General features: G+C 64.8%; 20 protein-coding genes and 4 pseudogenes. 16 read left to right on the plus strand and 8 right to left on the minus strand.

Annotated features, from left to right (window positions below):
* The first annotated feature begins 657 nt into the window (after positions 1-657).
* The 3 genes from AKN84_RS06685 to AKN84_RS06695 all read left to right on the plus strand — a co-directional run bounded on the left by AKN84_RS06685 (position 658) and on the right by AKN84_RS06695 (position 3,800).
* The gene (locus tag AKN84_RS06685; protein WP_050419950.1) at positions 658-1,824 is read left to right on the plus strand and encodes a YadA-like family protein; all 1,167 of its coding nucleotides are present in this window, start codon (positions 658-660) and stop codon (positions 1,822-1,824) included.
* A gap of 14 nt (positions 1,825-1,838) precedes the next feature.
* Positions 1,839-2,435 carry a hypothetical protein gene (locus AKN84_RS06690; protein ID WP_050419951.1) on the plus strand — a complete coding sequence of 199 codons (597 nt, stop codon included), beginning with the start codon at positions 1,839-1,841 and terminating at the stop codon, positions 2,433-2,435.
* 231 nt (positions 2,436-2,666) lie between these two features.
* Positions 2,667-3,800, plus strand: a complete 1,134-nt coding sequence (locus AKN84_RS06695) for a helix-turn-helix transcriptional regulator (RefSeq protein ID WP_050420005.1) — start codon at positions 2,667-2,669, stop codon at positions 3,798-3,800.
* 144 nt (positions 3,801-3,944) lie between these two features.
* Here the strand turns inward: AKN84_RS06695 and AKN84_RS06700 are convergent.
* Both AKN84_RS06700 and AKN84_RS06705 read right to left on the minus strand, forming a co-directional pair.
* A pseudogene (locus AKN84_RS06700) lies at positions 3,945-4,966 on the minus strand (glutathione S-transferase family protein).
* Between the two features lie 39 nt (positions 4,967-5,005).
* Positions 5,006-5,782, minus strand: coding sequence for an SDR family oxidoreductase (locus tag AKN84_RS06705; RefSeq protein ID WP_050419952.1), 777 nt, complete (start codon positions 5,780-5,782; stop codon positions 5,006-5,008).
* Between the two features lie 126 nt (positions 5,783-5,908).
* On the opposite strand from AKN84_RS06705, the gene AKN84_RS06710 reads away from it, so the two are divergent.
* The 4 genes from AKN84_RS06710 (at position 5,909) to AKN84_RS06725 (ending at position 8,734) form a co-directional block, all read left to right on the plus strand.
* Entirely contained in the window at positions 5,909-6,811 is a 903-nt protein-coding gene (locus tag AKN84_RS06710) for a LysR family transcriptional regulator (protein WP_050419953.1), read from the plus strand.
* Positions 6,812-7,153: 342 nt separating this feature from the next.
* Positions 7,154-7,813, plus strand: a complete 660-nt coding sequence (locus tag AKN84_RS06715) for a sterol desaturase family protein (RefSeq protein ID WP_244484953.1) — start codon at positions 7,154-7,156, stop codon at positions 7,811-7,813.
* Complete coding sequence (locus AKN84_RS06720) at positions 7,800-8,084, plus strand: DUF5658 family protein (RefSeq protein WP_244484954.1); 285 nt, start codon at positions 7,800-7,802, stop codon at positions 8,082-8,084. Before AKN84_RS06715 ends, AKN84_RS06720 begins: the two co-directional genes overlap by 14 nt.
* 272 nt (positions 8,085-8,356) lie before the next feature.
* Positions 8,357-8,734: a hypothetical protein gene (locus AKN84_RS06725; RefSeq protein ID WP_050420007.1), complete on the plus strand. Its 378-nt coding sequence runs from the start codon at positions 8,357-8,359 to the stop codon at positions 8,732-8,734.
* Positions 8,735-8,798: 64 nt separating this feature from the next.
* On the opposite strand, the pseudogene AKN84_RS06730 reads toward AKN84_RS06725, so the two are convergent.
* The 6 genes and pseudogenes from AKN84_RS06730 to AKN84_RS06755 all read right to left on the minus strand — a co-directional run bounded on the left by AKN84_RS06730 (position 8,799) and on the right by AKN84_RS06755 (position 16,340).
* Positions 8,799-10,294: pseudogene (locus tag AKN84_RS06730) on the minus strand (sugar ABC transporter ATP-binding protein).
* Complete coding sequence (locus AKN84_RS06735; RefSeq protein WP_050419955.1) at positions 10,291-11,388, minus strand: SMP-30/gluconolactonase/LRE family protein; 1,098 nt, start codon at positions 11,386-11,388, stop codon at positions 10,291-10,293. Before AKN84_RS06735 ends, AKN84_RS06730 begins: the two are co-directional and overlap by 4 nt.
* Positions 11,385-13,502 carry an ABC transporter permease gene (locus tag AKN84_RS06740; RefSeq protein WP_050419956.1) on the minus strand — a complete coding sequence of 706 codons (2,118 nt, stop codon included), beginning with the start codon at positions 13,500-13,502 and terminating at the stop codon, positions 11,385-11,387. Before AKN84_RS06740 ends, AKN84_RS06735 begins: the two co-directional genes overlap by 4 nt.
* Positions 13,503-13,584: 82 nt before the next feature.
* Positions 13,585-14,599 (minus strand): annotated as a pseudogene (locus AKN84_RS06745) (sugar ABC transporter substrate-binding protein).
* Positions 14,600-14,640: 41 nt separating this feature from the next.
* The gene (locus tag AKN84_RS06750) at positions 14,641-15,612 is read right to left on the minus strand and encodes an ABC transporter permease (RefSeq protein ID WP_050419957.1); all 972 of its coding nucleotides are present in this window, start codon (positions 15,610-15,612) and stop codon (positions 14,641-14,643) included.
* Between the two features lie 20 nt (positions 15,613-15,632).
* Positions 15,633-16,340, minus strand: a complete 708-nt coding sequence (locus AKN84_RS06755; RefSeq protein WP_050419958.1) for a TetR/AcrR family transcriptional regulator — start codon at positions 16,338-16,340, stop codon at positions 15,633-15,635.
* A 419-nt stretch (positions 16,341-16,759) separates the two neighbouring features.
* On the opposite strand from AKN84_RS06755, the gene AKN84_RS06760 reads away from it, so the two are divergent.
* The 9 genes and pseudogenes from AKN84_RS06760 (at position 16,760) to AKN84_RS06800 (ending at position 26,332) form a co-directional block, all read left to right on the plus strand.
* Positions 16,760-17,530, plus strand: coding sequence for an STN domain-containing protein (locus tag AKN84_RS06760; RefSeq protein ID WP_050419959.1), 771 nt, complete (start codon positions 16,760-16,762; stop codon positions 17,528-17,530).
* Positions 17,527-18,255, plus strand: coding sequence for an energy transducer TonB family protein (locus AKN84_RS06765; protein ID WP_050419960.1), 729 nt, complete (start codon positions 17,527-17,529; stop codon positions 18,253-18,255). Before AKN84_RS06760 ends, AKN84_RS06765 begins: the two co-directional genes overlap by 4 nt.
* A 201-nt stretch (positions 18,256-18,456) precedes the next feature.
* Positions 18,457-18,999 (plus strand): RNA polymerase sigma factor, encoded by a 543-nt coding sequence (locus tag AKN84_RS06770; protein WP_050419961.1) that lies wholly within the window; start codon positions 18,457-18,459, stop codon positions 18,997-18,999.
* Positions 19,000-19,462: 463 nt separating this feature from the next.
* Positions 19,463-20,446: a FecR family protein gene (locus AKN84_RS06775; RefSeq protein ID WP_128970501.1), complete on the plus strand. Its 984-nt coding sequence runs from the start codon at positions 19,463-19,465 to the stop codon at positions 20,444-20,446.
* Positions 20,447-20,800: 354 nt separating this feature from the next.
* Positions 20,801-22,508, plus strand: a pseudogene (locus AKN84_RS06780) (ShlB/FhaC/HecB family hemolysin secretion/activation protein).
* The gene (locus AKN84_RS06785; RefSeq protein WP_244484957.1) at positions 22,508-24,541 is read left to right on the plus strand and encodes a DUF2341 domain-containing protein; all 2,034 of its coding nucleotides are present in this window, start codon (positions 22,508-22,510) and stop codon (positions 24,539-24,541) included. The pseudogene AKN84_RS06780 and the gene AKN84_RS06785 overlap by 1 nt, the downstream one beginning before the upstream one ends.
* A 5-nt stretch (positions 24,542-24,546) precedes the next feature.
* Positions 24,547-24,951, plus strand: a complete 405-nt coding sequence (locus AKN84_RS06790) for an ExbD/TolR family protein (protein ID WP_021079532.1) — start codon at positions 24,547-24,549, stop codon at positions 24,949-24,951.
* Positions 24,952-24,971: 20 nt separating this feature from the next.
* Positions 24,972-25,517 carry a hypothetical protein gene (locus AKN84_RS06795; protein ID WP_244484958.1) on the plus strand — a complete coding sequence of 182 codons (546 nt, stop codon included), beginning with the start codon at positions 24,972-24,974 and terminating at the stop codon, positions 25,515-25,517.
* The gene (locus AKN84_RS06800; RefSeq protein WP_244484959.1) at positions 25,514-26,332 is read left to right on the plus strand and encodes a TonB C-terminal domain-containing protein; all 819 of its coding nucleotides are present in this window, start codon (positions 25,514-25,516) and stop codon (positions 26,330-26,332) included. Before AKN84_RS06795 ends, AKN84_RS06800 begins: the two co-directional genes overlap by 4 nt.
* Positions 26,333-26,404 lie beyond the last annotated feature (72 nt).

Genomic DNA, 26,404 nt, shown 5'->3' on the forward strand with positions numbered 1-26,404 from the left:
CGGGCCCGCGGTCCTGGCCCACAGTCGCGGCCGCCGCGTCCGGTCATCCCGTCAGGACCGGCCGAAGTTCTGGAGTTGAGAGCGCAAATGCCTCACGCGACCATTGAAGCCATGTTCCGTTTGACTAAATCCGTCGCGTGCGCCGCGCTCGTTCGCCGCGTCGCCTTCGCCGGAGTTGTCCTGGTGTTGGGCATGTCTGGGCCAGGTGTCTCTCCGGCGGCGGCACAGAATTGCTACTCCTCCGGAAGTTCATTCGTAGGCAACTGCGACGCCTTAGCGGGCCCGGCGGCAGCGACCGCCATCGGCAATTCCGCCGGTGCGTCCGGATTCAGCGCCACGGCCATTGGCGACAATGCGGGCGCAAATAACAATGCGACGGCGGTCGGCGCTGGTGCGTACGCGAGTGACTCCGACACATCATTGGGCAAAAGTGCCGGCTCCTTTTCTATCGGTGCTGGAACGGGCGCGACGAGCGTCGGCGCATACGCCAATCGAGGGGCAAGCGATTTCAATCATTGGAGTACGGCCATTGGTGCCGGTGTTAATGGTACTGCCGCGACATCGTCGGGCGCCTACAGTGTTGCGATCGGTGGGGGCGACGGCGTATCCGGCCTGACCGGGGCAAGTTCGAGCGGTGCAAGATCGGTTGCGGTTGGTGTGAGCAGCTTCGCAGCGGGGCTGTCCTCGACGGCCATCGGAAGCTTCGCCAGCGCCAGCGCCGCAAATGCCGTCGCGCTGGGCAATACGGTGACGGCGACCGGTGCCAATGCCTTTGCGGCCGGCAACAACTCCCACGCCACCGGCGCGAGCGCCGTCGCGATCGGCGATGGCGCGGCCGCCGGTACCGGCGCGAATGCCATTGCCATCGGCACCGGCGCGGTCGCGACCGGATCGATTGCGATCGGCGCCAGTTCGGCGGCGGCGCTCGGCAACACCGCCATCGGTGACGGGGCAAAGGCAAGCGTCGCCGCGGGCAGTTCTGCCTTCGGCAACGGTGCAGTGGCCTCGGATCTCAATACGACGGCGAGCGGCGCCGGAAGCAAGGCAACGGCTGCGGCCGCGACGGCCTACGGCCAGGGCAGCACAGCATCCGCCGTCAGCGCGACCGCGCTCGGTGCAGGCGCCAGCGCGACCGCCGCCAGCGGCTCTGCCTTCGGCAATGGCGCGGTGGCCTCGGACCTCGATGCGACGGCGAGCGGCGCCGGAAGCAAGGCAACGGCTGCGGCCGCGACGGCCTACGGTCAGGGCAGCACGGCATCCGCCGCGAGCGCGACTGCGCTCGGTACAGGCGCCAGCGCGAGCTTTTCGAACTCGACCGCGATCGGTGCCGGCGCAGCGGCGACGGCCGCCAATCAGGTCGCGATCGGGACCGCGAGCAATACCTATCGCATGGCCGGCGTCGCCTCTGCGGCCAGCCTTGCGGCGCAGAGCGGGCCGGTGTCGTTTGTTACCTCCGATGCGGCCGGCAATCTGGCGACATCGAGCTTCAATCCGGTGAATGTCACCTCATTGCAGTCACAGTTCATCTCGCTGCAATCGCAGGTGACCTCGTTGCAGTCCCAGGTGATGGACAATCGCTTCGAGGCGCGCAGCGGAACGGCGGTTGCGCTCGCCGCCGGGTCGATGCCGGCGCTGCAGCCGGGCCGCAAGTTCGCGCTCTCGGCCGGCTACGGCAATTTCGAAGGCGCCAACGCCTTCGCAGTCGGCGCCACCGCGCTGCTCTATGACAGCAAGCACTATGCGATCATCGCCAACGCCGGCGGCGGCATCGGGCTCGAGCGCAACGTCGCAGGCGGGCGCGGAGCAGTGTCGATCCAGTGGTAGGCCGCACCTTGGCCATGACGCTGCGTTGGGTGAGTGCCGGTCTTTTGGTCCTGATACTGGGCGGGGTGGCGACGTTCGCGCAGCAGTCATCGCCGCAGCCGCACCCGTCCTCGTCACCGCCGTCGGCGCAGCAGCCGGCGGCCAAGCCCGCCAACATCGACCGCAACGGCGTGCTGATGCTGATCCGCTCGACGCTGCTTGCGCTCGATCAGGCCAACAAGACCGGAAACTACACCGTGCTGCGCGATCTCGGCGCGCCCGGTTTCCAGGCGAACACAGCGGCCAGGCTCGCGGAGATCTTCGCCAAACAGCGCGGCGACAAGCTCGATCTCTCCGGTGTCGCCGTGATCGATCCGCAATTGTCGCTGCTGCCGCAGATCGAGCCGAACGGGTTGCTGCACATGGCCGGATTTTTTCCGTCGGTGCCCTCGCAGGTGAATTTCGAGCTGCTGTTCGCGCCGGTCGATGGCCAATGGCGCGTGTTCGGCGTGTCGCTGTCGGTCGGCCAGTCCGCGCCGGTCGCGCCTGCCCCGCCTGAGGCGACACCGGGCAAGGCCGTGGTCTCGCAGAAGCAGGCAGCGCCGCCGAAGCCGGGTGTGCCGGCGAAATAGCCGAAGACATCTTCGATGCGACGATTGGTGAGCAACGTTTGGTGCCGCTGGCTCGAGGATAGGCACGGCGGCCCGCGCAGCGGTCCGATCGGCCATCGCATGCGGCGCCCTCGTGCAACGGCGTCCCAACATTCGTGCACACGGAGTTTTGCCGTCGTCATGGAACGTATGGTAGAACTCGACTGAGGCGCCAATGCCCCAGATGTTGTTTGCGATGATGAAGAGTTGGTCGTGAGGTCTGAAGCTGCGCTGCTCTCAGAGCTGATCGGCCTTGTCTATGATGCTGCGCTCGATCCCGCCCTTTGGCCGCGGGCCCTCGAGCAAGCCTGCGTGTTCGTCGGCGGCTCCTCCGGGAATCTGTTCTGGCACGATGCGGCGACCGAGCAGTCCGCGGTGCTGCATCTTTTCAATATCGAGCCGCACTACACCAAGCTCTATTACGAGAAGTATCTTCCGCTGAATCCGGTCTTTCCAGCGGCCACCTTCTACGACGCCGGTCATGTCTACGGATCCACCGATCTCGTTCCGTTCGAGGAAATGGCCGAAACGGTGTTCTATGACGGCTGGATGAGGCCGCAGGGCATCATCGATTTTGTCGGCGCCAACGTCGAGAAGAGTGCGACCAGTTCGTCCATCATTGCCGTGCTGATGAACGAGGAGGACGGCCCCGTCGATGCGGATAATCGCCGGCGCCTTGCGCTGATCTTGCCGCATCTTCAACGCGCGGTCTCGATCGGACGGCTGTTCGACCAGAGCAGGGCCGCGCAGGCGGTCCTGACACAGACGCTCGATCACGTCACGGCCGCCGTTTTCCTGGTCGGCCCGAGCGCCCGCCTGGTCTTCGCCAATGGACCCGGACGCGCCTTGCTTGACGACGGTGCGCTGCTCGTCGAGAGGATGGGTGCATTGACGGCGGTCTCGCCGGAGGCGCAGCGCGCGCTGCGCGCAGCGCTTGTTGCAGCCGAGAACGGTAATGCCGCGGGCGGCAACCCCGGTCCGATTCCGCTTCTGACCTCGCTGCGTGGCGAATCCTTCGCCTACGTGTTGCCGCTGACCACGGGCGACCGGCAGCGGACCGGCGCGCTGCATTCGGCCGTCGCCGCCGTGTTCGTCCGTAAGACTTCGCCGGCAAGTCCGCCGCCATTGGAAGCGCTCGCCAAGCTCTACAAGCTCACGGCGAGTGAAGTCCGGATTGTCGATGCGGTCATGAGGGTCACTGGCGTACGGGCGCTGGCCGAGACGCTCGGGCTGACGCAGGCCACAGTCAAGACGCACCTTCATAACGTGTTTCGGAAGACCAGCACCGCAGGTCAGACCGAACTCGTGAAGCTGATTGCCGGCTTCGTGCCGTCCGAGCAGGAATGAATTTCGGCTCGAAGCCGCAGTTCTCCCGGATTGTCCGTCCTGCAACGGGGTGGCGTTCGGTTCTGCTACTCGTCGCGGTCGCGATCTCTGGTGTTCAACCGGGTAGCTGCTTCAACAGAGCATCTATGCTCACGGACTCTCGATCTATCCCGCGTGCCGAAGCGCATGCGCTAGCGGAAGATTTGCAGCGGCCAGGTGCGCGCGTCCGTGGGCTGCGGTGAAGTCAAGGATGGGACCGAGCGGAACGATCCCGGTTGGATTGATCGAGCGATGGCTTTCGTAATAGTGCCGCCGGATATGCTCGAAATTCACCGTCGCGGCGACGCCGGGCCACTGATAGATGTCGCGCGTATAGGCGAACAGATTTGGGTAATCGACCAGCCGCCGGATGTTGCACTTGAAGTGTCCGACATAGACCGCGTCGAAGCGGATCAGTGTCGTGAACAGGCGGATATCGGCCTCGCTCAGGCTGTCTCCCAGCAGGAAGCGCCGGCCGGCAAGCCGTTGCTCGAGCCAGTCCAGCGTGTCGAACAGCGGCGCGATGGCTTCCTCATAGGCTTCCTGCGTGGTGGCGAAGCCTGCCTTGTAAACGCCGTTGTTGACGGTGTGGTAGACGCGCGCGTTGATGGCGTCGATCTCTTCGCTGAGCGCGGCCGGATAATAGTCGCCGGGCTTGGCGCCGATTCCGTCGAAGGCCGAATTCAGCATCCGGATGATCTCGGACGATTCGTTGCTGACGATGCTGGCGGTGTGCTTGTCCCACAATACCGGAACGGTGACGCGACCGGTGTAGTATGGATCCGCCGCGGTATAGATCTGATGCAGGAACTGGGCGTGGTAGACGGTGTCCGGGACCACGCCCGGGCCATCGGCAAAGGTCCAGCCGTGCTCGAGCATCAGCCAGTGCACCACCGATACCGAGATCGTGTCCTCGAGCCCCTTCAGCGCGCGCATGATCAGCGTGCGATGGGCCCAGGGCAGGCGAGGCTGACGTAGAGATGATAGCGGCCGGCCTGGGCCTTGTAGCCGCCGATTCCGGTCCGGCCGGCGCTGCCGTCGGCCGTGACCCAGTTGCGGAAGGAGCTGTCCTTGCGAATGAAGCGGCCGCCGCTTGGCTTCGTTGCATACCAGGCGTCTTGCCATTTACCGTCGATCAGCAATCCCATGTCAGCCTCCTTGAACGTTGCCGTGGTTCGCCGGCCGCCTCAGGTGCGGGTGATCGAGAGGCCGCCGTCGACCAGCAACGCGGTCCCGGTGACGAAGCTGGAATCGTCCGATGCCAGGTAAAGCACCGAGCGCGCGACTTCCTCGGGGCGTCCCACCCGCTTGAGCGCATGCAGGTTGGTGATGAAGGCCGCCTTGTCGGGGGTGTCGTTCATCTCGCGATACATCTCGGTCTCGATCGCGCCGGGCAGCACTGCGTTGACCCTGACGTTCTGCGGGCCGAACTCGGCGGCGAGCGTCTGGGTCAAGCCGATCAGGCCGGACTTGCTTGCGGCATAGGCGGCAACGCCGGGGAATGAGGAGCTGTAGCCGACGAAGGTCGAGGTGAAGATCACCGACCCGCCGCCATGCTTGGCCATCTCGGCGATCTGGTGCTTGGCGCCCAGGAACGAGCCGGTGAGGTTGATCGCAACGGCATCGCTCCAACCAGCCTCGGAGACGTTGGTCGAGGCACCGCCCTCACCGAGCGTGCCGGCGTTGTTGAAGGCAATGTCCAACCGGCCGAATGCCTTGACCGCCAGTGCGACGAGCGCCTTGGCATAATCTTCCGACCGCACGTCGCCGGCGAGCGCGACCGCCGTGCCGCCGCTGGCCTTGATCTCGTCGACCAGGCTCGCCAGCTCGCTTTCCCGCCGTGCGCCAACCACCACCTTCGCGCCTTCGGCCGCGAACAGCTTGGCCGTGACCCGGCCGATGCCCGAGCTCGCGCCGGTCACGATTGCAACCTTGTTTGAAAGACGTCCCGTACCCTGTGCCATGTGCGTTCTCCGTTTCGGCCGCGCCAATCGCGGCGTCATGGGAGCCTAATTAGACGCTCATAGAACTGGAAAGAAGGCACGGAAACTGGTTACATTGTTCAGTTTTTATGAATGATAGAGGGAGCCATGGACCGTCTGCGCGCTTTTGAGGTGTTTGCCGCTGTGGTTGGCCAAGGCTCTTTCACCCGCGCCGCGGACAAGCTGGAGACCTCGCCGGCCAATGTGACCCGCTACGTCAACGAACTGGAGGAGATGCTCGGGGCGCGCCTGCTCAACCGGACTTCGCGGCGCCTGTCGATGACCGAGACCGGCAAGACGCTGTATGACCGCGCCCTCTCGATCCTGGAGGAAGTTGCAGAGGCGGAGGCGATCGCGTCCTCGACCGCGATGCAGCCGCGCGGCCGTCTGCGGATCAACGCACCGCTGAGCTTCGGCATTCTTCATCTCGCGCCGCTGTGGCCACGTTTCATGGCGCGCTATCCGGACATCGAACTCGACATCAGCCTGGTCGATCGGCTCGTCGACCTCGTCGACGAGGGCTTCGATCTGGCGGTGCGGATCTCGCGGGGAGGATCGCCGAGCTTGATCAGCCGCAAGCTCGCGGCGATTCATCACTTCGTCTGTGCGTCACCGGATTACGTCGCGCGACACGGCGCGCCGCAGACCCCGGATGACATCAGGAACCACGCCTGCATTGCCTACGCCTATTCCGCCTCGGCCGAGGAGTGGCGGTTGCTCGACAGAGACGACAAGCTTCACACGGTGCCGGTATCCAACATCTTCCATACCAACAACGGCGAAACGGCTTGTGCGGCAGCGACGGCCGGATTCGGATTGATTCTGCAGCCGACGTTCCTGATCGGCGAGCTGCTGCGGCAGGGCCGGTTGGTCCGCCTACTGCCGGACTATCACACACCCGAGATCGATGTGCTGGCCGTCTATCCGAGCCGCCGCCATGTCAGCGCAAAGGTACGGGTGATGGTGGACTTTCTGGTCGAGGCATTCCGGGGCAAGCCGCCGTGGGATTGACGGTCAAGCGGGACATCACGACAAACCGACCCTTGGCTGACGGCCCGGCTGCACCGTCACAATCGGGCTGAAGGCGGCCGCGACCCGTAAAAACCCTGCTTGCGCCGGCCGGAGCGTTGGGAAAAAGTAAGGTTTTTAGCCTATAGGCGGCAGAATGTTTTGTTCATTTTGTCCGGCCTTTGAACCGGCGGGTCGTTTCTCATGTCGAGTGAGATTTCAAACGCCGTCTTTTGCGCGGCGGTCATTCTGGGGGTCGTCTACGGCAGTCGTATCCTGGAGAAGACGTGGCCCATTGCGCCTGTTTCCAGCGACGAGTTTCGTGCCGATTGGCTGGCGGTCATCGTGAGCGTCGGGTTGGAGCACCTGTTCGCCCCGCTTGCTGCGATCAGCGCGGGTGCGATTGCAAGCTATGCCGGACTTGGCTGGATCAAGCTGCCGACCGAAGGTTACTGGTGGTTCGTCTCGTTCGCGATCGTCGTGGTGGCGCTCGATCTCTACAAATACACATTCCATCGACTGCAGCATGCGGTCCCCTTCCTTTGGGCCATGCACTCGTTTCACCACAGCGCAAACGGAATTACGTTCATCACCGGCGGCCGGCATTTCTGGCTGGAAAGGGTCCTGTCCGACGCCTTTCTTCCGATCATGGCGATCCTGTTTCGGATCCCGCCGGACATGGCGATCGCTGCGGCATTCATCTTCTTCGTGCCCGATGCTTGCGCGCATCTCAACGTTCGCATTCCGCTCGGCCGTTTCGTGACATGGATCAACAATCCGCAATGGCATCGGATCCATCATTCGGTCCAGATCGAGCATCGTGACAAGAACTTTGCCGCCTTCTTCCCGCTCCTGGACATCCTGTTTGGCACGGCGTGGATGCCGAAGCCGGACGAGTATCCTGCAACTGGCCTAGTGCCTCCTGAGCGGGTGGACATCATCAACAGCGTGATCTGGCCGATCCGGCATCTTCGGCGTGTGGAGTCTAGGAATGAACTGGGTTAAGGGTTTCTTGCTGTTGTTCACCTTGCTGCTGGGATACGCCGATCTCGAGTCGACCAATGTGATCTTGAATCTCGGGCTGGGCGAGTTGAACCCGTTCATGCACATGGCGCAGACATGGTTCGGCGTGTGGTGGCTGGTCCCCAAGCTGGGACTTACGTTCGTCCTGACGTGGCTGCTTTGGCGCAGCAACAATGTCTACAACATCGCGCTCGTCGTCGCCTTCTGTTCAACGCCCGTCTTGAACAACCTCGTGATCATCGCCGGAAACTGAACCGGACACGCATTTCGTTGCCGGAACAGGCGAAGCGCTCGCTCTGCCGAGCGCTTCTTGCTGCAAGCACGATGCAGGCCGAGCGGCGCGCGCCGACCATCGGTTCGCTCAAGCACCAGCTTTACGACGGCACGATCGACGTGAGGAGCGAGCGCTCCCCCAGGGGGGCGGGCGCGCAAACTTTCGTTCGAGCGCGCAGAACCTGCCCGTCCTGTCCGGCGACAAACGCTGGAATGACGTGTGATCGCGTGGCGCGATCGGGAGAATGAATGATGTCAGACAGGTTTGCTCTCGCCTGCATCGCCGCTGGCGCCCTGATGCTGGGGGCCCTGGGGGCAACCGTGCACGCGCAGACGCCGTCGAGCTGCAAGGAGCCGCGATCGGGCACCAGCCGCGTCCCGATACTGTCGCCGCCGCTCGCCAATGTGGTGACGGGCAAGGGACGGCTGCAATTCTACTCCGCGCCGAATCTTCACTGCCCGATCAGCGGGGTGTTCGTGATTCCGAATGACGAGCTCGTCGCCTATGCGCAGACCAATGATGGCTGGTCGTCGGTGATGTATTTCCATCCGGGGACGGGCAACGACGTCTCGGGTTGGGTGAGGTCGGCGAGATTGAAGGCGACCGGGACCGTTGGTCCGAAGCAGTAGCGGCGAACCGGGCGCGCGATCGTGCTCCGGCATGGCATCGCGAGCCGGCCGTGATGGTGCGGCATCAATGGATCGCCGCGTACATGATCTTCTCTTCGGTGGCTTCGAGCGCGGAGAATTCCTCGACCACCTTGCCCTGGCGCGAGACCAGGATGCGGTCGGAGAGGGCCATGATCTCGGGCAAATAGGACGAGATCACCACCACCGCCTTGCCCTCGTCGGCGAGCTGGTTGATCAGCTCGTGGATCTCGACGATGGCGCCGACGTCGACGCCGCGCGTCGGCTCGTCGAAGATGATCAGCTCGGGCTCCTGCACAAGCGATTTCGCGATCACCACCTTCTGCTGGTTGCCGCCTGACAGCTCGACCACCTTGGCCTCGTCGCCGATGGCGCGGACCTTGAGCCGCTGGCTCCAGCTCTTGCCGACTGAGTTGGTCTCGCGCCGCGACAGCATCATCCGCCCGCCGGGAAATTTCGAGAGCAGGCCGAGATAGATGTTGCGGGCGATCGAGGCGGTCTCGAAGAAGCCCTCGACCTTGCGATCCTCGGTCACATAGGCGATGCCGGCCTTCACGGCCGGCGCCGGAACCCGGTAGCGCACCGGCTTGTCATGCAGCAGGATCTCGCCGCCGTGGAAGAAGTCGCGCTTCAAGACGCCGGATACGATCTTGAAGGTTTCGGTGCGGCCCGCGCCGACCAGGCCGAACACGCCGGTGATCTGCCCGGCAAACACCGACAGCGAATTGTTCTTCACCATCGGCGCCATCTTGAGATTCTGCACCGTGAGCACGCGCGCGCCGGCCGGCCGGACGCTGGCCTTCCGCGCGCCGTACAGCGTGTTCGAGAGGTCGCGGCCGACCATCGCCTGCACGATCGCCGCCCGGTCGAATTTCGCCGCGTCATCGGTGATGACGTGCTTGCCGTCGCGCAGCACGGTGATCCGGTCGGCGAGCAAGAGGGCCTCTTCCAGCGCATGCGAGATGAAGACGATCGAGACGCCGCGCTTCTTGAGGTCACGAACCAGGTCGAAGAAGTACTTCTTCTCCTCCGGTGTCAGCGATGCGGTCGGCTCGTCGAAGATGATGACCTTGGCCTTGTGCAGGACCGCGCGCGCGATCTCCACCATCTGCTTCTTGGCGGCCCCGAGCCCGCTCACGGTCGCGGTCGGCGTCACGTCGAAATTGAGCGATTGCAGGAATTGCTGGGCGGCGATGTAGATGCCGCGTAGCCGGTTGTAGAATTTCTCCTGCCCGAGAAACAGATTCTGCGCGACCGTCATGGTCGGCACCAGGCTGTTCTCCTGGAACACCATGCGATGCCGAGATTGCGCGCCTCGAGCGGCGTGCGCGGCGCGACGTCGGAGCCGTCGACCGTCATGCTGCCCGACGTCAAGGTCACGACGCCGGCCATCACCTTGGTCAGCGTCGATTTGCCGGCGCCGTTCTCGCCGACCAGCGCGTGAATCTCGCCGCGGCGGAGATCGAAGTCCACGCCTTCGATGGCGGGCACGCCGGCGTAGAGCTTGGTGGCCTTGCGCAGGGACAGCACGGTGTCGCTCATGAGCCGACCTCCTCGGCGAGCCCGGCGAGGGGCAGTTTCAGCACGCGGCCCGGTCCCTTGGCGATCAGCACGAGGTCGCTGCCGAGCTCGATCGCCGCGACGACGCCGTGGTTGACGCCGTCGACCCGGCTGTGCAGCGAATAGAGCGGCTTGCCGTCTTCGCCGAGCCGGATGACGAGGCCGTAGGAGCGCGGCGGCGCCCATGGCTTGATGACGCCCATCGTCTTGATGTGCGCGCCCTGCATCGGCTCCTTGAACGAGAACCCCGAGCGCAGCCGCGGCGCCACCCAATAGGCCGGGTCGATCTCGGCCATCATGCGGCGCCGGTAGGCCGGCTCGCGCAGCACGAACTCGATCAGCTGGGTGCGTGCGGTGAACGCGGTGAGCCAATAGCCGCCGCCCGCAGCCTTCGACAGCCGCGACGGATAGACCGGCAGGTGGCCGAGCACGATCTGCGGCGCCTTGCCGTCCGCGACGAGCACGAGACGATGCCGCCAGCTCTCGCTGACCAGCACGCCATCGCCGCGCGCGCAGGCACCGAAGGCGTAGCCGAGTTTTGCGGCTAGCGGCTTCACCGATCGGGTCTTGGGATCGAGCCGGAACACACGGCCGCTTCGATTGAGCTCCATCAGGTCGCGTGCCCAATCGTCGACGCCGCATGTCGTCGAGCCGTCGGTCGCGATCAAGGTCCCGTCACCCGCCGGCGCCAGCGCGTTGATCGCATTGAAGGCTGTGTCGCTGAATGTCACGCCCGGCTCGCCCGAGGCTGGATTGGCGTAGAGGCGCACCTCGCGGCCACCGAGCGCGACGGCGATGCCGCCGTCGGCGGGTGCGCAGAGCGCCGAGATCGGCTGCTCGAAGCTGCGCAACCCGATAGCAGTGTTGCCGTCCAGCCGCAGCAGCCGCCGGCCGTCTGCGACATAAAGATTGCGGCCGTCGGTCGCGAGGTCTTCGGGCGCCTCGCACTCCAGCAAGGTGGTCGCGGCCTCCAGCTTCTGGTTCGGCTTGAGCGCGCCGTCGAACGACGGCACGGTGATGGTGGCCTCGCCACGGCCGAGAAAGCGATTGGCGAATTCCCTGACGGCCGCGATCACGACGCTTTCCCCCAGCGCTTGTCGTACTGCACGAAGTTCGGATCGGCGTTATCAAGCTTGTAGCGGCCGATCCGGTTGTTCATGATGCCGCCGAGATAGAGATAGCCGCGATGCTCGCGCATCGAGGTGATCATCGGATGGTTCTCGCCGCGCAGGTCCCAGAATGATTCGAGGATCTTGCCCTGCTCGTTGAACTTGACGACGCAGCCGGTGTTGATGTTCGGGAACAGCCATTCGTCCACCGGCACGCGCTTGGCCATGCGGCGGCGGAAGCCCGGCATCTTCCACGCGAGGTCGAGCGAGGGGCTGCGCATGCCGACCAGCGCTAGCCAGTAATTGCCGTCGGAGGCGAGATTGATGTTGTCCGGATAGCCCGGCAGATTGTCCATCACCACCTCGACCTGGCCCTTCTTCGGCCCCGCGAACCACAGCCGCTTGATCGAGCAGCCGAAGGTTTCGGCGAACAGGATCGATTGGCCGTCGCTGGCGACGCAGATGCCGTTGGGGAATTTGAGGCCGCGCAGCGCGGTATGCGTGGCGCCGGTCTTGGTGTCGTAGCAGATGATGCGGCCGTTGCCGCGCGCCTCGAGGCCGTCGATCGGCCATTCATCCATCTCGTAGCGCACGGTGGCTTCCGAGAAGAAGATCAGGCCGTCATCGGTGATGTCGAGATCGTCGGCGAGCCGCAGCCGGCTGTCGTCATTCACCGAATGCATGCTGCGATTGGTCTCGTCGGTCGCCTTCTCCACGGTGCCATCGGGCTTGATGCGGTAGAGCCCCATGCCGCCGATGCAGACATAGAGATTGTCCTGCCGGTCGAAGGCCATGCCGAGCGGCTGGCCGCCGATATGGGCGAACACCTCCATCCGCTGATAGTCGGGCGCGAAGAAGCGCATGATGTCGCCATGGCGCGAGCCGGCGTAGAGATTGTTGTTGCGATCGAGGATCACGTCCTCCGGCGCCTCGATGCGGCCAAGGCCGATCAACTCGACGTCGCGCAATTTGTCGTTCTGCTCGAACGGGCCGCCCTGGCCGATCTCGGTGGCGGGCGGCGGCGGCAGCGCGTGATAGGTCGGCGCCACATAGACCTTGCTGATGATGCGGGTGCGGTTCTTCTGCCAGCGGATGTCGACCATCGCCGCGACCAGCAGGATGCCTGCAAGCGCCATGCGGTTGATGCCGCCGCGCGCGTTCAGGGTGGTCAGGCCGTTGGTGATCAGAAGCACGATCAGCACGCCGACCAGCGATTTGGCGACCGAGCCCTTGCCGCCGCCGAGCGTGATGCCGCCGAGCACGGTCGCGGTCAGCACGATCACCTCGAGGCCGACGCCGATGTCGCCGCCGACGGTGCCGAGGCGGGCCGCAAAGAACAGTGCGGCGATGCTGGTGAGTGCGCCGCTTGCGACATAGCAGAGCGCGATGGTGCGGCGAACCGGTATGCCGGAATTGTAGGCCGAGCGGCGCGAGCCGCCGATCGCGGTGATGTGCCAGCCCGGGCGCAACCGCGTCATGAAGATATGGCCGAAGATCGCGATCGCGATGTAGACCAAGGCGACGCTCGGAATGCCGAACACGTCGCCGCCGCCGATGAAATTCCAGGACGGGATGTCGGGAAACGCCGCGGCGATCGAGTTGGAGTAGCGCTGGATCAACAGATCGAACGCCGAACGGTAGATGATCAGGGTGATCAGCGTGGTGATGAAGGCGCGTAGCCGTAAGTATCCGATCAGGACGCCGTTGACGGCGCCGAGCAGCGCGCCGCAGGCGAGGGTCGCGACCACCACCGCAGGCACTGGCCAGTTCAGCACGTCGAGCAGATAGAGCGCGCAGAAATCGGTCAGCGCGAAGATCGAGCCGACCGACAGATCGATGCCGCCGACGATGACGACCAGCGCCATGCCGAGCCCGATGAAGCCGATCTCGCCGGCCTGCCGTGCGGTATCGGCAAGGCTCGACGGCGACAGGAAATGATCGATGGAGCGGCTGAGCGCGAAGCCGACGATCAGAAGCAGGATCACCGGAATTGCGGTCTCGGTCCAACGCTTGGACAGGATCTCGCCGAGGAGATGATCCGGCCAGTAGCGGTAACGCAGGCTCGTCAAGGTGTCGCGCATCGGCACTCCAGCAAGGCGTTCGATTTTTCGGAGATTGAGTCCCGGGCGAGGCGCGCCCGGGACTCAAGCGGAGTGGCCGCGGCTATTTCTTCAGGTCACTGAGATTCCAGCACGCGGTCTGGCTGTCCGCGTTCTCCTTGGTGATCGGAATCAGCGTGGTGTATTCCGAACCCTTGATCGAGCCGGCCTTGGCGCCCGACGACAGCAGCCATTTGATGGTGCCGGCCATCTGCGCGGCCTGGGTCGGCACGTCGTAGCTGAGGTTGAGATCGAAGGCGCCGGACTTCACGAGCTCGCAGGCGCCCTTGCGCTCGCCGCCACCGGAGGCGCGACGAACACCTTGCCGGTCAGGCCGGCTTCCTTCACCGCGGCCGCGTGCCGATATCCATGCCGTCCCAGAAGCCGACGATGCCGCAGAGATCGGGATTCTGCTTCAGGACCGTCTGGGTGATCGCCTTGGCCTTGGCCGCGTCCCAATCGGCGGCCTGGCTCGAGACCACCTTGATCTCCGGATGCTTGGCGAGCACGTTCTCGACGCCCTTGAGCGTGTAGGCGCTGGCGGCCGCCGAGAGCGCGCCCTGCACGACGGCGATCTTGTTCGACTTGCCCTGGCAGGCCTTGACCACGGCTTCGGTGTCCTTCTCGCCGATCTCGATCCAGTTGGCGCCGACGAAGGCCGAAGAGCGATAGGCCGATCCCATGTTGATCTGGATCACGTAGATGCCTTCGTTCTCGGCGCGCTGCAGCAGCTTGGCGTAGGTCTGCACGTCCGGATTGTGGATCACCATCACGGCCGGCTTCTCCGAGATCAGCGAGGTCACCGCCTGCGCGCCGGCATTGGTGTTCCAGTTGGGATCGCGGATCTCGAACTTGACGCCGAACGGCTCGAGCTCCTTCTTCATGCCGGCGTACCAGCCTTCGGTGAGGTCGAAATTCATGGCGACCGGAACGTAGGCCACCGTCTTGCCGGCGAGCGACTCCTTGAACGGCTTCTGGAACGGCTCGTCCAGGCCCTGCTGGGCCAGAGCCGGTGCGGCGATGGCCGCGAGGCCGAGCGCTGCGGCGATCACCTTTGCAGTCCTGACAGCGTATTTCATTGCTTCCTCCTTGGTCGTGATTGATCGTTCTTCAGCTTGGTTCAGATGTCGCCCTGCTGTGCCGTTTCTTCGTTGCGCGGATTCAGGAATGAATCCGTGATGACGGCGAGCAGCAGCACGACGCCCTTGACGAGGTTCTGGCCAGCGTAGGAGATGTCCATGATGGTCATGCCGTTCAGCATGGTGCCGATCAGCAGCGTGCCGATGATGACGTTAAGCACGCCGCCGCGGCCGCCGGACAGGCCGATGCCGCCGAGCACCACGACAAGGATGACGTCGTAGATCAGGGTCGAATTGAAGACGCGGGTCGGCATCGAGTTGACGGACGCCGCCATCACCAGGCCCGCAAAGCAGCCGATCAGCGCCGCGACGACATATTGCAGCACGATGATCGGGCGTGACGGGATGCCGGTGACGCGAGCCGCGTAGGGATTGTCGCCGATCGCGTAGATATAGGCGCCCCAGCGCGTCTGGCGCAGCAGGAAGGCGACCACCACGCAAGCGATCGCGAACATCACGATCGAGGTCGGGATGCCGAGGATGGTGCCTTGTCCGAGCCGCTCGAAGCCCTTCATGCCGTCGCTCCACTGCACGACGTCGAGCTGAAACAGCGCGGCCTGCCCGAGGCCGGCGAGCAGCAGGCCGGTCGCCAGCGTCGCAAACAGCGAGGGGACCTCGGCATAGGCAATGAGCCAGCCATTGACCAGGCCGAAGGCGATCGTGAGCAGCGCGGCGGTCAGCAGCGAGGCCGGCAGCGAGTGGCCGTTCTGCACCATCTGCAGCACCAGCCCGGGAGGCACCGCGAGCGCTGCGATCAGCGAGATGTCGATGCCGCGGCCGATCACGACGATCGCCATGGCGAGCCCGAGGATGCCGAGCACCGCGACGTTCTGCAGCAGCGTCAGCATGTTTTCCGGCGTCAGGAAGCCGCGCAGGAAAATCGAGAACGCCAGGAACAGCACGGCAAAGACGGCGAAGACGATCTCCTGTTGATTGAATCGCAATCGCTTCATTGCCTCGTCCTTCCCTGCGCCTATGGGTGCGCCGTCTGCCTGGATTTGCTGCGCGAGCCGGTCGCGACGCGGCCGGGCCGAGTCTTGCCGGCAACCGCGGCGTCGGCGAACGTGCTGACGGCGTTGATGTAGGTTTCGATCGAGGTGCCGCGCCGGCGGTATTTCGCGCGTTTGACGTACCAGTCCTGCAGCAGCGGCTTGATCAGCGAGGCGGTCAGCGTGACCTGATCAATCGCGAATGCGCCGCTGGCGACGCCCTGCTTGAGAACGCCCGCGATGATCTTCTCGGTCATCACCTCCATCTCGATGGCGCGCTGGCGTTCCGCGGGTGGAAACGACTTCGCTTCCATGAAGCAGAACACGAACCAGGGCTGCATCGCCTCGCTCATGCGAACATGAGTGGCGATGATCCAGTGCAGATGCTTGCGCGCATCCTGCTTGACGTCGGCGGGCGGTTGGTTGAGGACCTCCGCCACCGTCTCGGCGACCTCGCCGAGGATCATCGACAGCAGCGTCGGCTTGCTGTCGAAGTAGGTGTAGAGGCCGCCCATGCTGAGGCCGGAGGCTTCCGCGAGCTGGCGCAGCGTGGTGGCGTGAAAACCGTGCTTGTTGGACAGCGTCAGCGTCGCGCCGATGATGCGCGTGAGGTTCGGAACGGCGAGATGCGGTTTCTGGACTCGAACGGAATCGCGATGCCGTTCGAGGATGCGTGCGCAAAGCACGTCCATAGCGAACGCATTCGTCCCCGGCCGCTGACGCGCGAGACCCACGTTGCCTCCCTGGCTATGTCCCCGGACCGTTTCATTTTGTTGCCGGTCCAGGCTGGGCTTTTGCGCCCTTGCCCTAATTCCTAGCCCACGAACCGGCGTTCGGAAAAGGGGGATGAGCAAATTTTCTGAGAGAGCGCTCGCTCGTTTTTGGTCACGCCGTGCCGCTCGCCCGGAGCTCGGCGCCACTGCTGCGATGCTCGGGAACTTTTCACGCTGAAAGGTCAGCACAAATTCCGGGCAGGCTGCCGGCCGGATTGCCGGTTAGACGGCCGTCACATTCCCGATATAAAGAACGCAGGTTCGCTGGCTGGAAGGCTAAACCGTACAGACATCCGGGCCGAATTTCACCCGCGGTCACTTTGGGCCGAAGCAAGGTTATGACGGCAGTTGGATCACATGGTGCACGCGCTGGCGCTGCGATCGGCGCCGACGCTCCGGGGGCCTCCGCAACGCCGCGGTATCTGTTCGGGATTTGTGCCGCGCTGCTGATCGGCAGCATCTGCGCGGTTGCCGCGCAGCAGCACGAGACGGTTGCCGCATCGGCGCCGATCGCGTTCAACATCCCCGCCCAGCAGCTTGCCAGCGCGCTGCAGGCCTATGGCGAGCGAACCGGCGTGCAGGTGCTCTATGAGAGCAATTCTGCAACCGGCCGGAAGTCGACCTCGGTCGAAGGCAGCCTCACGCCGGAGGATGCACTGAACCTGCTCCTGACGGGAACCGACCTGAAGGTCCAGTACATTCGTCCGGACGCCATCACCCTCGCTTCGCGCAGCGTGCGCGCCGACCATCCGCCGGCGAGCCCGCTTGCGACCGCGGATCTGTCGCTCGGCACGTTGCAGGTGCGGGCGAGCAGCGACGGCAACGACGCCGGGGCGCTGCGCGACTACAGCGAAAGCCTGCAGTTCGACATTCAAAAGGCGTTGCAGAAGAATATCGGATCGCGCGGCGGCAGCTATCAGCTCGTTGTCGATCTGTGGATCGATCTCTCGCGCACGATCCAGCGAACCCAGCTGTTGCGCTCGACCGGCGATCAGAACCGCGATGCAGCCGTGACCGCAGCGCTGCAAGGACTGACAGTCAGCCGAACGACGCCCGCGAACGCGTCGCAACCGGTGCGGATCGCGATCCGGGTGAAATCGTTCCAATGAACGCCAACGACACCAGCGGACCCGGCGGCGCGCGCGGCATGAGGCCGATGACGCTGCTGTTCCATCCCGAGGATCCGAGCGCGTGGACTTCGGGCGAGATCCTGCGGCTGCTGCTGGTGCCGGCGATTGCGACGCTGTTGTTCGTCGGAGGAATCTACTGGATCCGGCTGCAACCGCCGGCTGGACCGGCAAGCCGGGAGCAGAGTTCGATCGTCCAGGTTCGGCTGCTGCCGAGCCCATCGCCGGCGCCGATCCCGGTTGCGCCGGTGTCGCAGCCGCAAACTGCGACGCTTGCGAGCCGGACCGAGGTGTCGCTGGAGAGCTCCGATCCGCCCATTGACAACCTGACCGCGGCCCCGGCGCGGGAGCCGATGCCGGCGGAGCCGGCCGTGCCGAGCCTGCGTCCGACGCCGTCGCCTGCCGATGCGCCGCCCAACAGTGTCGCGGTGAAGTTTCAGCAGACGCTGCTTCGTCACGTGGCGCGCTACCAGCGCTATCCGAATGCGGCGCGGCTCGGGCGGCTGCACGGGGCGGTCGAGACGCTGTTCTCCATGCAGCGGGACGGCACCCTGCTCGAGGTCTGGGTCAAGACCAGTTCGGGACAGACCGTGCTCGACAAGGCGGCCGTCGACGCGATCCGGCGGGCGCAGCCGCTGCCGTCGATCCCGTCGGCGCTGCCCGACCGGCTGAATATCCAGATCACCCTGGTCTTCGACCCGGCCTGATCGGATCGCGCGGCACCGTCGGCCTGCCGATCAAAGAGTGCCGGTTCATTGTTTGGATGTGACCGCGATGCACCAGCTTGCGTGTCGTTCGGTGTCGACTTGTTGCCGTCATAAATGTGTTGTGCCCGGCCGTTACGAGATTGGCAGCTTCAAGAACAATGCAATCTGGATATCAGGCTGGTGTCTGGGAGGCCGCGAAACGTGGCTGAAATCAATCGAGTGCGGCTGCGGGGCCAGCTGGCAGACAATTACGACGGCCTCGTCAAGAAATTGACCCGCCGTCTGGGATCGTCGGACTTCGCGTACGAAGCCTTGCACGAGACATTCCTGCGGCTGGAGCGGGTCACGGACGCCGTGCCGATCCGCAGCCCCGCCGACTATATATTCCGCATCGCGATCAACATCGCGCGGGATCGCCAGAAGGCGCAGAATCTCCGCGTCAGCGCCGCCGAAATCGATTCACTGCTTGATGTGAGTGACGACGGACCAAGCCCGGCGAGAATCGTCGAGGCGCGATCCGATATTGATGCCTTCAAGCGGGCGTTGGCCGAATTGCCGGAGCGGCCGCGCGATGTACTTTATAGTATTACGATCGAGGGACGGACGCCGCACGATGTGGCGACCCGCCTCGGCGTCAGCGTGCGAACGGTGGAAAGCGATTTGAAGCTGGCCCTGAGCCATTGCGCCCATTGCCTCGACTATACTTTGATCCGTCGTCTCGGCGGTCCTCGTCCCCGCTCGTGATCGAAATTCGCCGCTGCCGCGGCGCGCGCAGTCAACGCGCAGCGCGCCGCCGAAATTTATTGCGCGGAACTATTTCCAACGACTGCAATCGCTTGACCTGAAATCAGGGGTCACAAGCTGCAGGATTTTCAACCTCTGTTCTGCGGGATAGCAGGCTTTCCGTCGTCTATAGTGTAGAGGGCGATCGCATAAGGACCGTTTGGGTACCTGGGAAAGGTTCGCTGGAAGTGTTGAGCCGCTTGAAAACAGGTTCAGACCCGATCGGTCCGGCACGCAGTTGCCGCGCTGCCATGTCGTGCGCGGTGCCGCGCGAGCTGCGATTGCCTAATGTTTCTGCCTGCGTTGTGCGCAACGGCCGATTGCGGTGCCCTGCTGCCGTCGGAATCGTCTATATAGCGACCTTCGCTATGCGCTCGACGCGTGGAGATTGAGGTTTGGCGAGCAGGGTGATGAGCGATCCGTCGTGACCGAGCCGACCCGCACTTCCGGGCCCGATCCATTGCTGGATGAGGCGCTTGACTGGGTTGTTCGGCTGAAAGCCGGTGCGCCGACACGTGCCGACGTCGACGCTTTGCAACGCTGGCGCGCGCGAAGTCCCGACCACGAGGATGCGTTCAGGAGGGCAGCCCGGCTGTTTCGCAGTGCCGGCGTCGCGGCAAAGGAGCTTGCCGAAGAACAGGCAGCAACCGCCTCCGTCCTGGCGTTGCCGCCCCGGTCGTCACGCCTGTTGACGCGCCGCATCGTGCTCGGTGGCGCGATTGCCGCTGCGGCCGGCTACATGATGATCCGTCCGCCACTCGACATGTGGCCGTCGATCGACGAGCTCTCGGCCGACTACCGGACCGGAAAGGGCGAACAGCGCAAGGTGATGCTGGCGCCCGACATTTCGGTTGAATTGAACACCCAGACCAGCCTGGCGCTACGGCCCGCGCCGAACGAGACGCGGGTCGAACTGATTTCGGGCGAGGCCTCGGTGGTCGCGCGAAGGTCGTCGTCGACGCCGCTGGTGATGCTGGCGCGGGATGGACGCATCAGTGCGCTGCAGGCCGATTTCAACGCGCGCTGCCTCGATGGCGTCGTTTCGGTGACGTGCCTCGACGGCATCGTCACCGTCGAGCAGGACGGCCACTCCGTGCAGCTCCGCAAGGCCGAACAGGTCAGCTACTCGCGCGCAGGCTTGCAGGCATCGCTTCCGGTCGATGCCAAGCAGGTCGCGGCCTGGCAGTCCGGATTGTTGATCTTCCGCGACCGGCCGCTGGCGAGTGTGGTCGACGAGGTGAACCGGTACCGCGCCGGAAAGATCATCATCACCAACGCGGAACTGAAGCGGCGGCTGGTCAACGGTACATTCCAGGTCGACAAGCTCGACAATTTCGTCGCGCAGGTCGAGCAGTTGTTCGGCGCGCGGATCACATCGCTGCCTGGCGGTGTGGTGCTGATGAGCTGACCTGGAGCGTTCTCGCGCGAAGCCTGTCCCGCACTTGATGCGGGATGGATACCGGCTCGCGTGAAGAAAACGCGACAAGAAAGATCCAGCACGCCGTTCGCTTCAATCGGAACGGGGCTCCGATCGAGCGAATCGACGCCGCGCCGCTCGACTTCCTAACAAACCAAAAATTTATTCCGCGATGCCGCAGATTCTTTTGCGGGTTTGCGTTCGCCCAGACGTCTTCTGAGTAAGGCGTCGTCATCGCGGCCTTCCAGTCGCGATGGCGCGCGTCTGCGCGAACTAAGTGGGACGTCTGTGCGTAGTCGAAGACATCATTGGGTTTCTGGGCATCGTCCGCGATGTCGGGTCGGGTTGCTTGTGTCGGCCGCGGCACTCACCGTGGCTGGCTCCGTAACAGCCGTCGCTCCGGCGCATGCGGCGAAGGAAGCAGCGAAGGATTCTGCTGCGAAGGATTCTGCGGCTGCCGCGCCGGCAGCGGACAAGCAGCCGGCTCAGGCAAACGCGCCGGCGCAAAAGCCGTCGGCGCCGCTGCAGCGTTTCGATATCGACGACTTTGCCGTACAGGGCGCCGAGAAGCTGCCGCAGGTCGAGATCGAGGAGGCGATCTACCCGTTCCTCGGTCCGGGCAAGACTTCGGAAGACGTCGAGAAGGCGCGGGCCGCGCTGGAGAAGGCGTATCACGACAAGGGTTTCCAGACCGTCAGCGTCGCGGTCCCGCAGCAGAACGTCACCGGCGGCGTGGTCACCCTCAAGGTGACCGAACTGATGGTCGGGCGGCTGCGGGTGAAGAACTCGCGCTATTTCGATCTCGACCGGATCAAGGACGGCGCGCCTTCGCTGAAGGAGGGCAGCGTTCCGAATTTCACCGATGTCACCAAGGACATCGTGTCGCTCAACCAGTGGCCGGATCGCCGCGTGACTCCGGCGCTGCGTGCCGGCGTGGCGCCGGGCACCGTCGACGTCGACCTCAATGTCGAGGACAAGGCGCCGTTCCACGCCAGCCTCGAAGCCAACAACCGGCAATCGCCGTCCACCACGGCGAGCCGCGTGTCCGCCACCGTGCACTACGACAATCTGTGGCAGCTCGGTCATTCCCTGAGCTTCACCTATCAGGTCGCGCCTGAGCGCCCGAGCGATGCCGAGGTGTTCTCCGGCTCCTACATGGCGCGGATCCCGAACGTCGACTGGCTCAATCTGCTGTTCTACGGCGTGAAGTCGAACAGCAACGTCGCGACGATCGGCGGCACCAACGTGGTCGGTCCCGGCATGATCATCGGCGAGCGGGCCGTGATCACACTGCCGACGCGCGAGGGCTTGTTCCACACAATATCGGTCGGCATGGACTACAAGCATTTCGACCAGACCGTGAAGCTCGGCACCGACGGCTTCTCGTCGCCGGTCACTTATTATCCTGTTGTCGCGAGCTATGGCGCGACGTTCCAGGACGAGAAGTTCACGACCCAGTTCAATGCCGGCATCACCTACAACATCCGGACGCTGAGCAGCCCGTGGGACGAGTTCGACGCGAAGCGCTTCAAGCTTCGCCGAGCTTCACCCATTTCAACCTCGACGTCTCGCATACCCAGGAGCTGCCGGAAGGTTTCCAGCTCTACGGCAAGGTGCAGGGGCAGATCGCCGACGGTCCGCTGGTCTCGAGCGAGCAGTTCAGCCTCGGCGGTCTCGATACCGTTCGCGGCTACCTCGAGTCCGAGGTGCTCGGCGACAACGGTGCGGTCGCCAATTTCGAGCTGCGCACGCCCAATGTCGGCAGCATGCTGCAAGGCGAGCTCAAGAGCGAAACCGGCGACGGCAAGCCGCGCTTCGTCACCTTCAACGATTGGCGCTTCTTCACGTTCATGGACGGCGGCTACGCGTCGATTCAGCAGCCGCTTCCGGGGCAGGAATCGTCGTTCGTCGCATGGAGCTACGGCGTCGGCACGCGGTTCAAGACGCTCGAATATTTCAACGGCATGGTCGCGTTCTCGGTGCCGGGCGTACTCAAGCATACACGCACGCCAACAGTCCGCGCGTGAACTTCCGAATCTGGGGTGAATTCTGATGGGGATGGGTCTTACTCTCGATCGACGCACGCGCCGGCCGGCGCTGCGCCGAGGTATTGCGAACGTCGCGACGACACTGTTGTTCGGGCTCGTCGCCCTGCTGACGACGCTCGCACCGGCAAATGCCTGGTGGAACGACGAATGGTCGCTGCGCAAGAAGATCACGGTCGACGTCAGCGCGTCGGGCGCCAACGTCACCGATCCGATCGGGGCGACGCCGGTGCTGGTGCGGCTGCATGTCGGCAATTTCCGCTTCAGCGCGGCGAAGGACGACGGCAGCGACCTGCGGTTCGTCGCCGGTGACGACAAGACGCCGCTGAAGCATCACATCGAGAAGTTCGACTCGCTGCTTGGCGAAGGCCTGGTCTGGGTCGCGGTGCCGAACATCGCGCCGGGCGCACGGACCGACATCTGGCTCTACTACGGCAACAAGAAAGCGCTTGCGACCAGCGATCCCAAGGGAACCTACGATCCGGATACCCTGACGGTCTATCACTTCAACGAGCGCGGCACGCCGGCGATCGATTCCTCGGTTTGGGCCAACAACGCACAAAGCGTCGGCCAGCCGGCGGATGGCTCGCTGATCGGAACCGGGCTGCGGCTCGACGGCCGCGCGCCGGTGACCGTGCCGGCCTCGCCGTCGCTCGCATCGCCTGATGGCGCCGCGCTGACCTGGTCGGCCTGGATCAAGCCGGCCGCGCTGCAGCCGAACGCTGCGCTGTTCAGTCGGCGTGACGGCGCCAACGCGCTGGTGATCGGTGTCGACAATGGCAGCCCGTTCGTTGAAGTCACCAAGGCGGGCGCCGTGCAGCGCTCGACTGCTGGCGCGCCGGTCGCGGCCGGCAGCTGGCATCATGTCGCCGTCGTTGCGGCAAACGGCCAGGTCACGCTCTATCTCGACGGCGCATCCTACGCCGCGCTCAGCGCGAGCCTGCCGGCTCTCAATACTGTTGGCCTGATCGGAGGGGATTCGTCGACCTCCGCTTCTCCGATCGCGCCTGCGACGGCCCCGTCCGCAGCAACACCGTCAGTGCCCCCTGATGCGTCGGCTGCGGACGGTGGCGCCGCGCCCGCGGCGACGCCGGATGCGGCGGCGACGCCGGCACCGGCGCCTGTTGCCGCGATGGCCGGCTTTGTCGGCGACATCGACGAGCTGCAGATCAGCAAGGTCGCGCGTCCCGCCGGGCTCATCAAGGTGATGGCGATCGGGCAGGGCCCCGACCAGGCCAAGCTGATGGCCTTCAGCGTCGACGAAGAGACCGCAAGCTGGCTGTCCGGCTACTTCGCGGTGATCCTGAAGTCGGTGACGCTCGACGGCTGGGTGGTGATCGGCATTCTCTTGATCATGGCCGCGATCAGCTGGGTGGTGATGATCGACAAGGCCTCGTATCTCAACAAGCAGGCCAGGGCGAACGCCCAGTTCATGAAGGGCTTCCGCGAGATCGCTGCCGACCTCACCATGCTGGATCGCGGCGATGCCGACGACGTCTCGACGCTGGGCGGACGGCTCACCGAAGCCGACGCCAAGATGATGCGCTCGTCCTCGCTCTACCGCATCTACCACATCGGCGCCGCGGAAATCCGTCATCGCTTCAGCAACTCGCAGCGTGCTCCGGTGCTGTCGGCGGTCTCGATCGCGGCGATCCGCGCGGCACTCGATAGCGGCGTCGTCAAGGAGATGCAGCGGCTCAACCGCCTGATGGTGGTGCTGACCATCGCGATCTCCGGCGGACCGTTCCTCGGCCTGCTCGGCACCGTGGTCGGCGTCATGATCACCTTCGCGGCGATCGCGGCGAGCGGCGACGTCAACGTCAACGCGATCGCGCCCGGCATCGCCGCGGCGCTGGTGGCAACCGTCGCCGGTCTCGGCGTCGCGATCCCGGCGCTGTTCGGCTACAACTACCTGATCTCCCGGATCAAGGACCTGACCAACGACATTCAGGTCTTCGTCGACGAGTTCGTGACCAAGATGGCGGAATTCTATTCCGCCGACCGGCCGGACCCGATCGAACACCGCATCGCCGCGGAGTAACGGCGATGCAGATCCAGGCCGATTCCAAACCCTATGACGATATCAACATCACGCCGATGTTGGACCTCGCCTACGTGCTGCTGGTGATCTTCATCATCATGACGACCGCGACCGTGCAGGGGCAGAAGGTCAATCTGCCGAAGGCCTCGGCAGCGCCGAGCCTTGCGACCCAGACCACCAAGGCGATCACGGTTGCCAATGACGGCAAGATCTTCCTCGACACGATCCCGGTCACGCTGCCCGAGCTCGAGCAGCGGCTGATCCAGCAGAAGGCGCTGACGCCGGAATTCCCTGTGGTGCTGCGCGGCGACGCGCAGGCGCAGTACCAGAGCGTGATGGATGTGTTCGACCTGCTCAGCCGCATCGGCCTGAGCCAGGTCGGCCTCGCCACCAAGCCGCTCGTGAAGTGAGCGGGCCGGGAAGCGACGCCATGATCACCCAGCCATCACCTTTCCCACTGACCGAGCGCAAGACGCTGCGGTCGTGGCTGAGCAGCATGATGCGATCGTCCGATCAAGGTTGCGATCACGGCTGCGGTGCCGCGGATGTCACGCGCGCCGAGCCGGTGTCGCAGGCGTCGATCCGCCCCGGTATCGGCGCGGAGCTCCCGCTGGCGCCGCTTGCCGCGGACCTGCGCGAGGAACCGCGCGGCGAGGTGGTGGCATTTCCGCTTCACGGCGAGGCCCTGCTGGTCAAGCTCGCGGATGCGTTGCGCAGGTACGTCGCCGGCCGCGAGCCCGCTGGCGATCCGTTGTGGCTGACGATCTCGCGGTGCCCGTGGGCCCGCCTCTCGATCGACGCGTCGGCCTATGTGGACTATTTGAGCGAGATCGAGACCTTTCACGCCGCGATCGAAGCAGGCCCTGACACCAAGGTCATCCTGAAAACCACGGACTTCGGCGCGCTCGCCAGCTTCGTCACGCAGTACGTCAATGACAGGTTGCGCGATCGCGCCTCGGTGGAGGCCGCGCCATGAACGCGCCGATGCGGGACCAGAACGCACAGGCCGCGCGCCCTACGCCGCCGACCGACGATCACGAGGCTGCCGCGGCGCCCGCAACTGCCGCGGCGCCGGCGCCCGCCCGCAACAGCACGGCCGCCCGCAAGGGCGAGCGCAGTGCGCTGCTGCGTTACGGCGCGGTTGTGGCGGTGATCGCGCTGTTCCTTGGCGGCATCGTCTATTTCTTCCTCGGCCACGACGACATGCCGCCGCCGCGCCAGGTGCGCGATCTCACCATCGTCAATGTGACGCTGCCGCCGCCACCTCCGCCTCCGCCGCCCCAGCCGCAGCCCGAGCAGAAGATGATCGAGCAGCCCAAGATGGCGGAGCCCGAGTTCAAGGAAGAGAAGCCGGTCGACAAGCCGAAGGACGAGCCGGCCAAGGACGCCAAGAACGACGAGCCGCCCGGTCCGCTGTCGCTCGATGCCAAGCCGACCGGCCCCGGCGATCTGTTCAATCTCGGCGGCAAGCCCGGCGGCAGCCCGTATGGCGGTGGCGGCGGAGGCGGCAGCCGCTTCGGCTGGTACGCCACCATCATCACCTCGCAGATCGAGGCCGCGATCCGCGCCAATCCGAAGACGCGCAACATGGCGACGCAGATCCAGGTGCGGCTGTGGGTGGACGGCTCCGGCCACATCACCCGCGTCGTCCTGACGCCGTCGTCCGGCAGTCCGGAGGTCGATGCGGCGCTGCGCAACGAGGTGATCGGCCAGCTGACGCTGCGCGAACCACCACCCAAGGACATGCCGATGCCGGTCGTCACGCGCGTGACCGCGCGGCGGCCGAGCTGACGATCAATCGACGACCAACCTACGAACGACCAACCTGCGAACTTCAATTGTGCGAGTGAGAACTGGGGGACT

Source organism: Bradyrhizobium tropiciagri (genome assembly GCF_001189845.1).
In the GTDB taxonomy this organism is placed as follows: Bacteria; Pseudomonadota; Alphaproteobacteria; order Rhizobiales; family Xanthobacteraceae; genus Bradyrhizobium; species Bradyrhizobium tropiciagri.

What these genes read in the sequence shown, in the direction of transcription:
- AKN84_RS06760 (WP_050419959.1), top strand. Translation starts at nt 16,760, where the DNA reads ATGACGGCAGTTGGATCACATGGTGCACGCGCTGGCGCTGCGATCGGC.
- AKN84_RS06790 (WP_021079532.1), top strand. Translation starts at nt 24,547, where the DNA reads ATGCAGATCCAGGCCGATTCCAAACCCTATGACGATATCAACATCACG.
- AKN84_RS06705 (WP_050419952.1), bottom strand. Translation starts at nt 5,782, where the DNA reads ATGGCACAGGGTACGGGACGTCTTTCAAACAAGGTTGCAATCGTGACC.
- AKN84_RS06720 (WP_244484954.1), top strand. Translation starts at nt 7,800, where the DNA reads ATGAACTGGGTTAAGGGTTTCTTGCTGTTGTTCACCTTGCTGCTGGGA.
- AKN84_RS06765 (WP_050419960.1), top strand. Translation starts at nt 17,527, where the DNA reads ATGAACGCCAACGACACCAGCGGACCCGGCGGCGCGCGCGGCATGAGG.
- AKN84_RS06740 (WP_050419956.1), bottom strand. Translation starts at nt 13,502, where the DNA reads ATGCGCGACACCTTGACGAGCCTGCGTTACCGCTACTGGCCGGATCAT.
- AKN84_RS06710 (WP_050419953.1), top strand. Translation starts at nt 5,909, where the DNA reads ATGGACCGTCTGCGCGCTTTTGAGGTGTTTGCCGCTGTGGTTGGCCAA.
- AKN84_RS06785 (WP_244484957.1), top strand. Translation starts at nt 22,508, where the DNA reads ATGGGGATGGGTCTTACTCTCGATCGACGCACGCGCCGGCCGGCGCTG.
- AKN84_RS06755 (WP_050419958.1), bottom strand. Translation starts at nt 16,340, where the DNA reads ATGGACGTGCTTTGCGCACGCATCCTCGAACGGCATCGCGATTCCGTT.
- AKN84_RS06725 (WP_050420007.1), top strand. Translation starts at nt 8,357, where the DNA reads ATGTCAGACAGGTTTGCTCTCGCCTGCATCGCCGCTGGCGCCCTGATG.
- AKN84_RS06690 (WP_050419951.1), top strand. Translation starts at nt 1,839, where the DNA reads ATGACGCTGCGTTGGGTGAGTGCCGGTCTTTTGGTCCTGATACTGGGC.
- AKN84_RS06750 (WP_050419957.1), bottom strand. Translation starts at nt 15,612, where the DNA reads ATGAAGCGATTGCGATTCAATCAACAGGAGATCGTCTTCGCCGTCTTT.
- AKN84_RS06800 (WP_244484959.1), top strand. Translation starts at nt 25,514, where the DNA reads ATGAACGCGCCGATGCGGGACCAGAACGCACAGGCCGCGCGCCCTACG.
- AKN84_RS06795 (WP_244484958.1), top strand. Translation starts at nt 24,972, where the DNA reads ATGATCACCCAGCCATCACCTTTCCCACTGACCGAGCGCAAGACGCTG.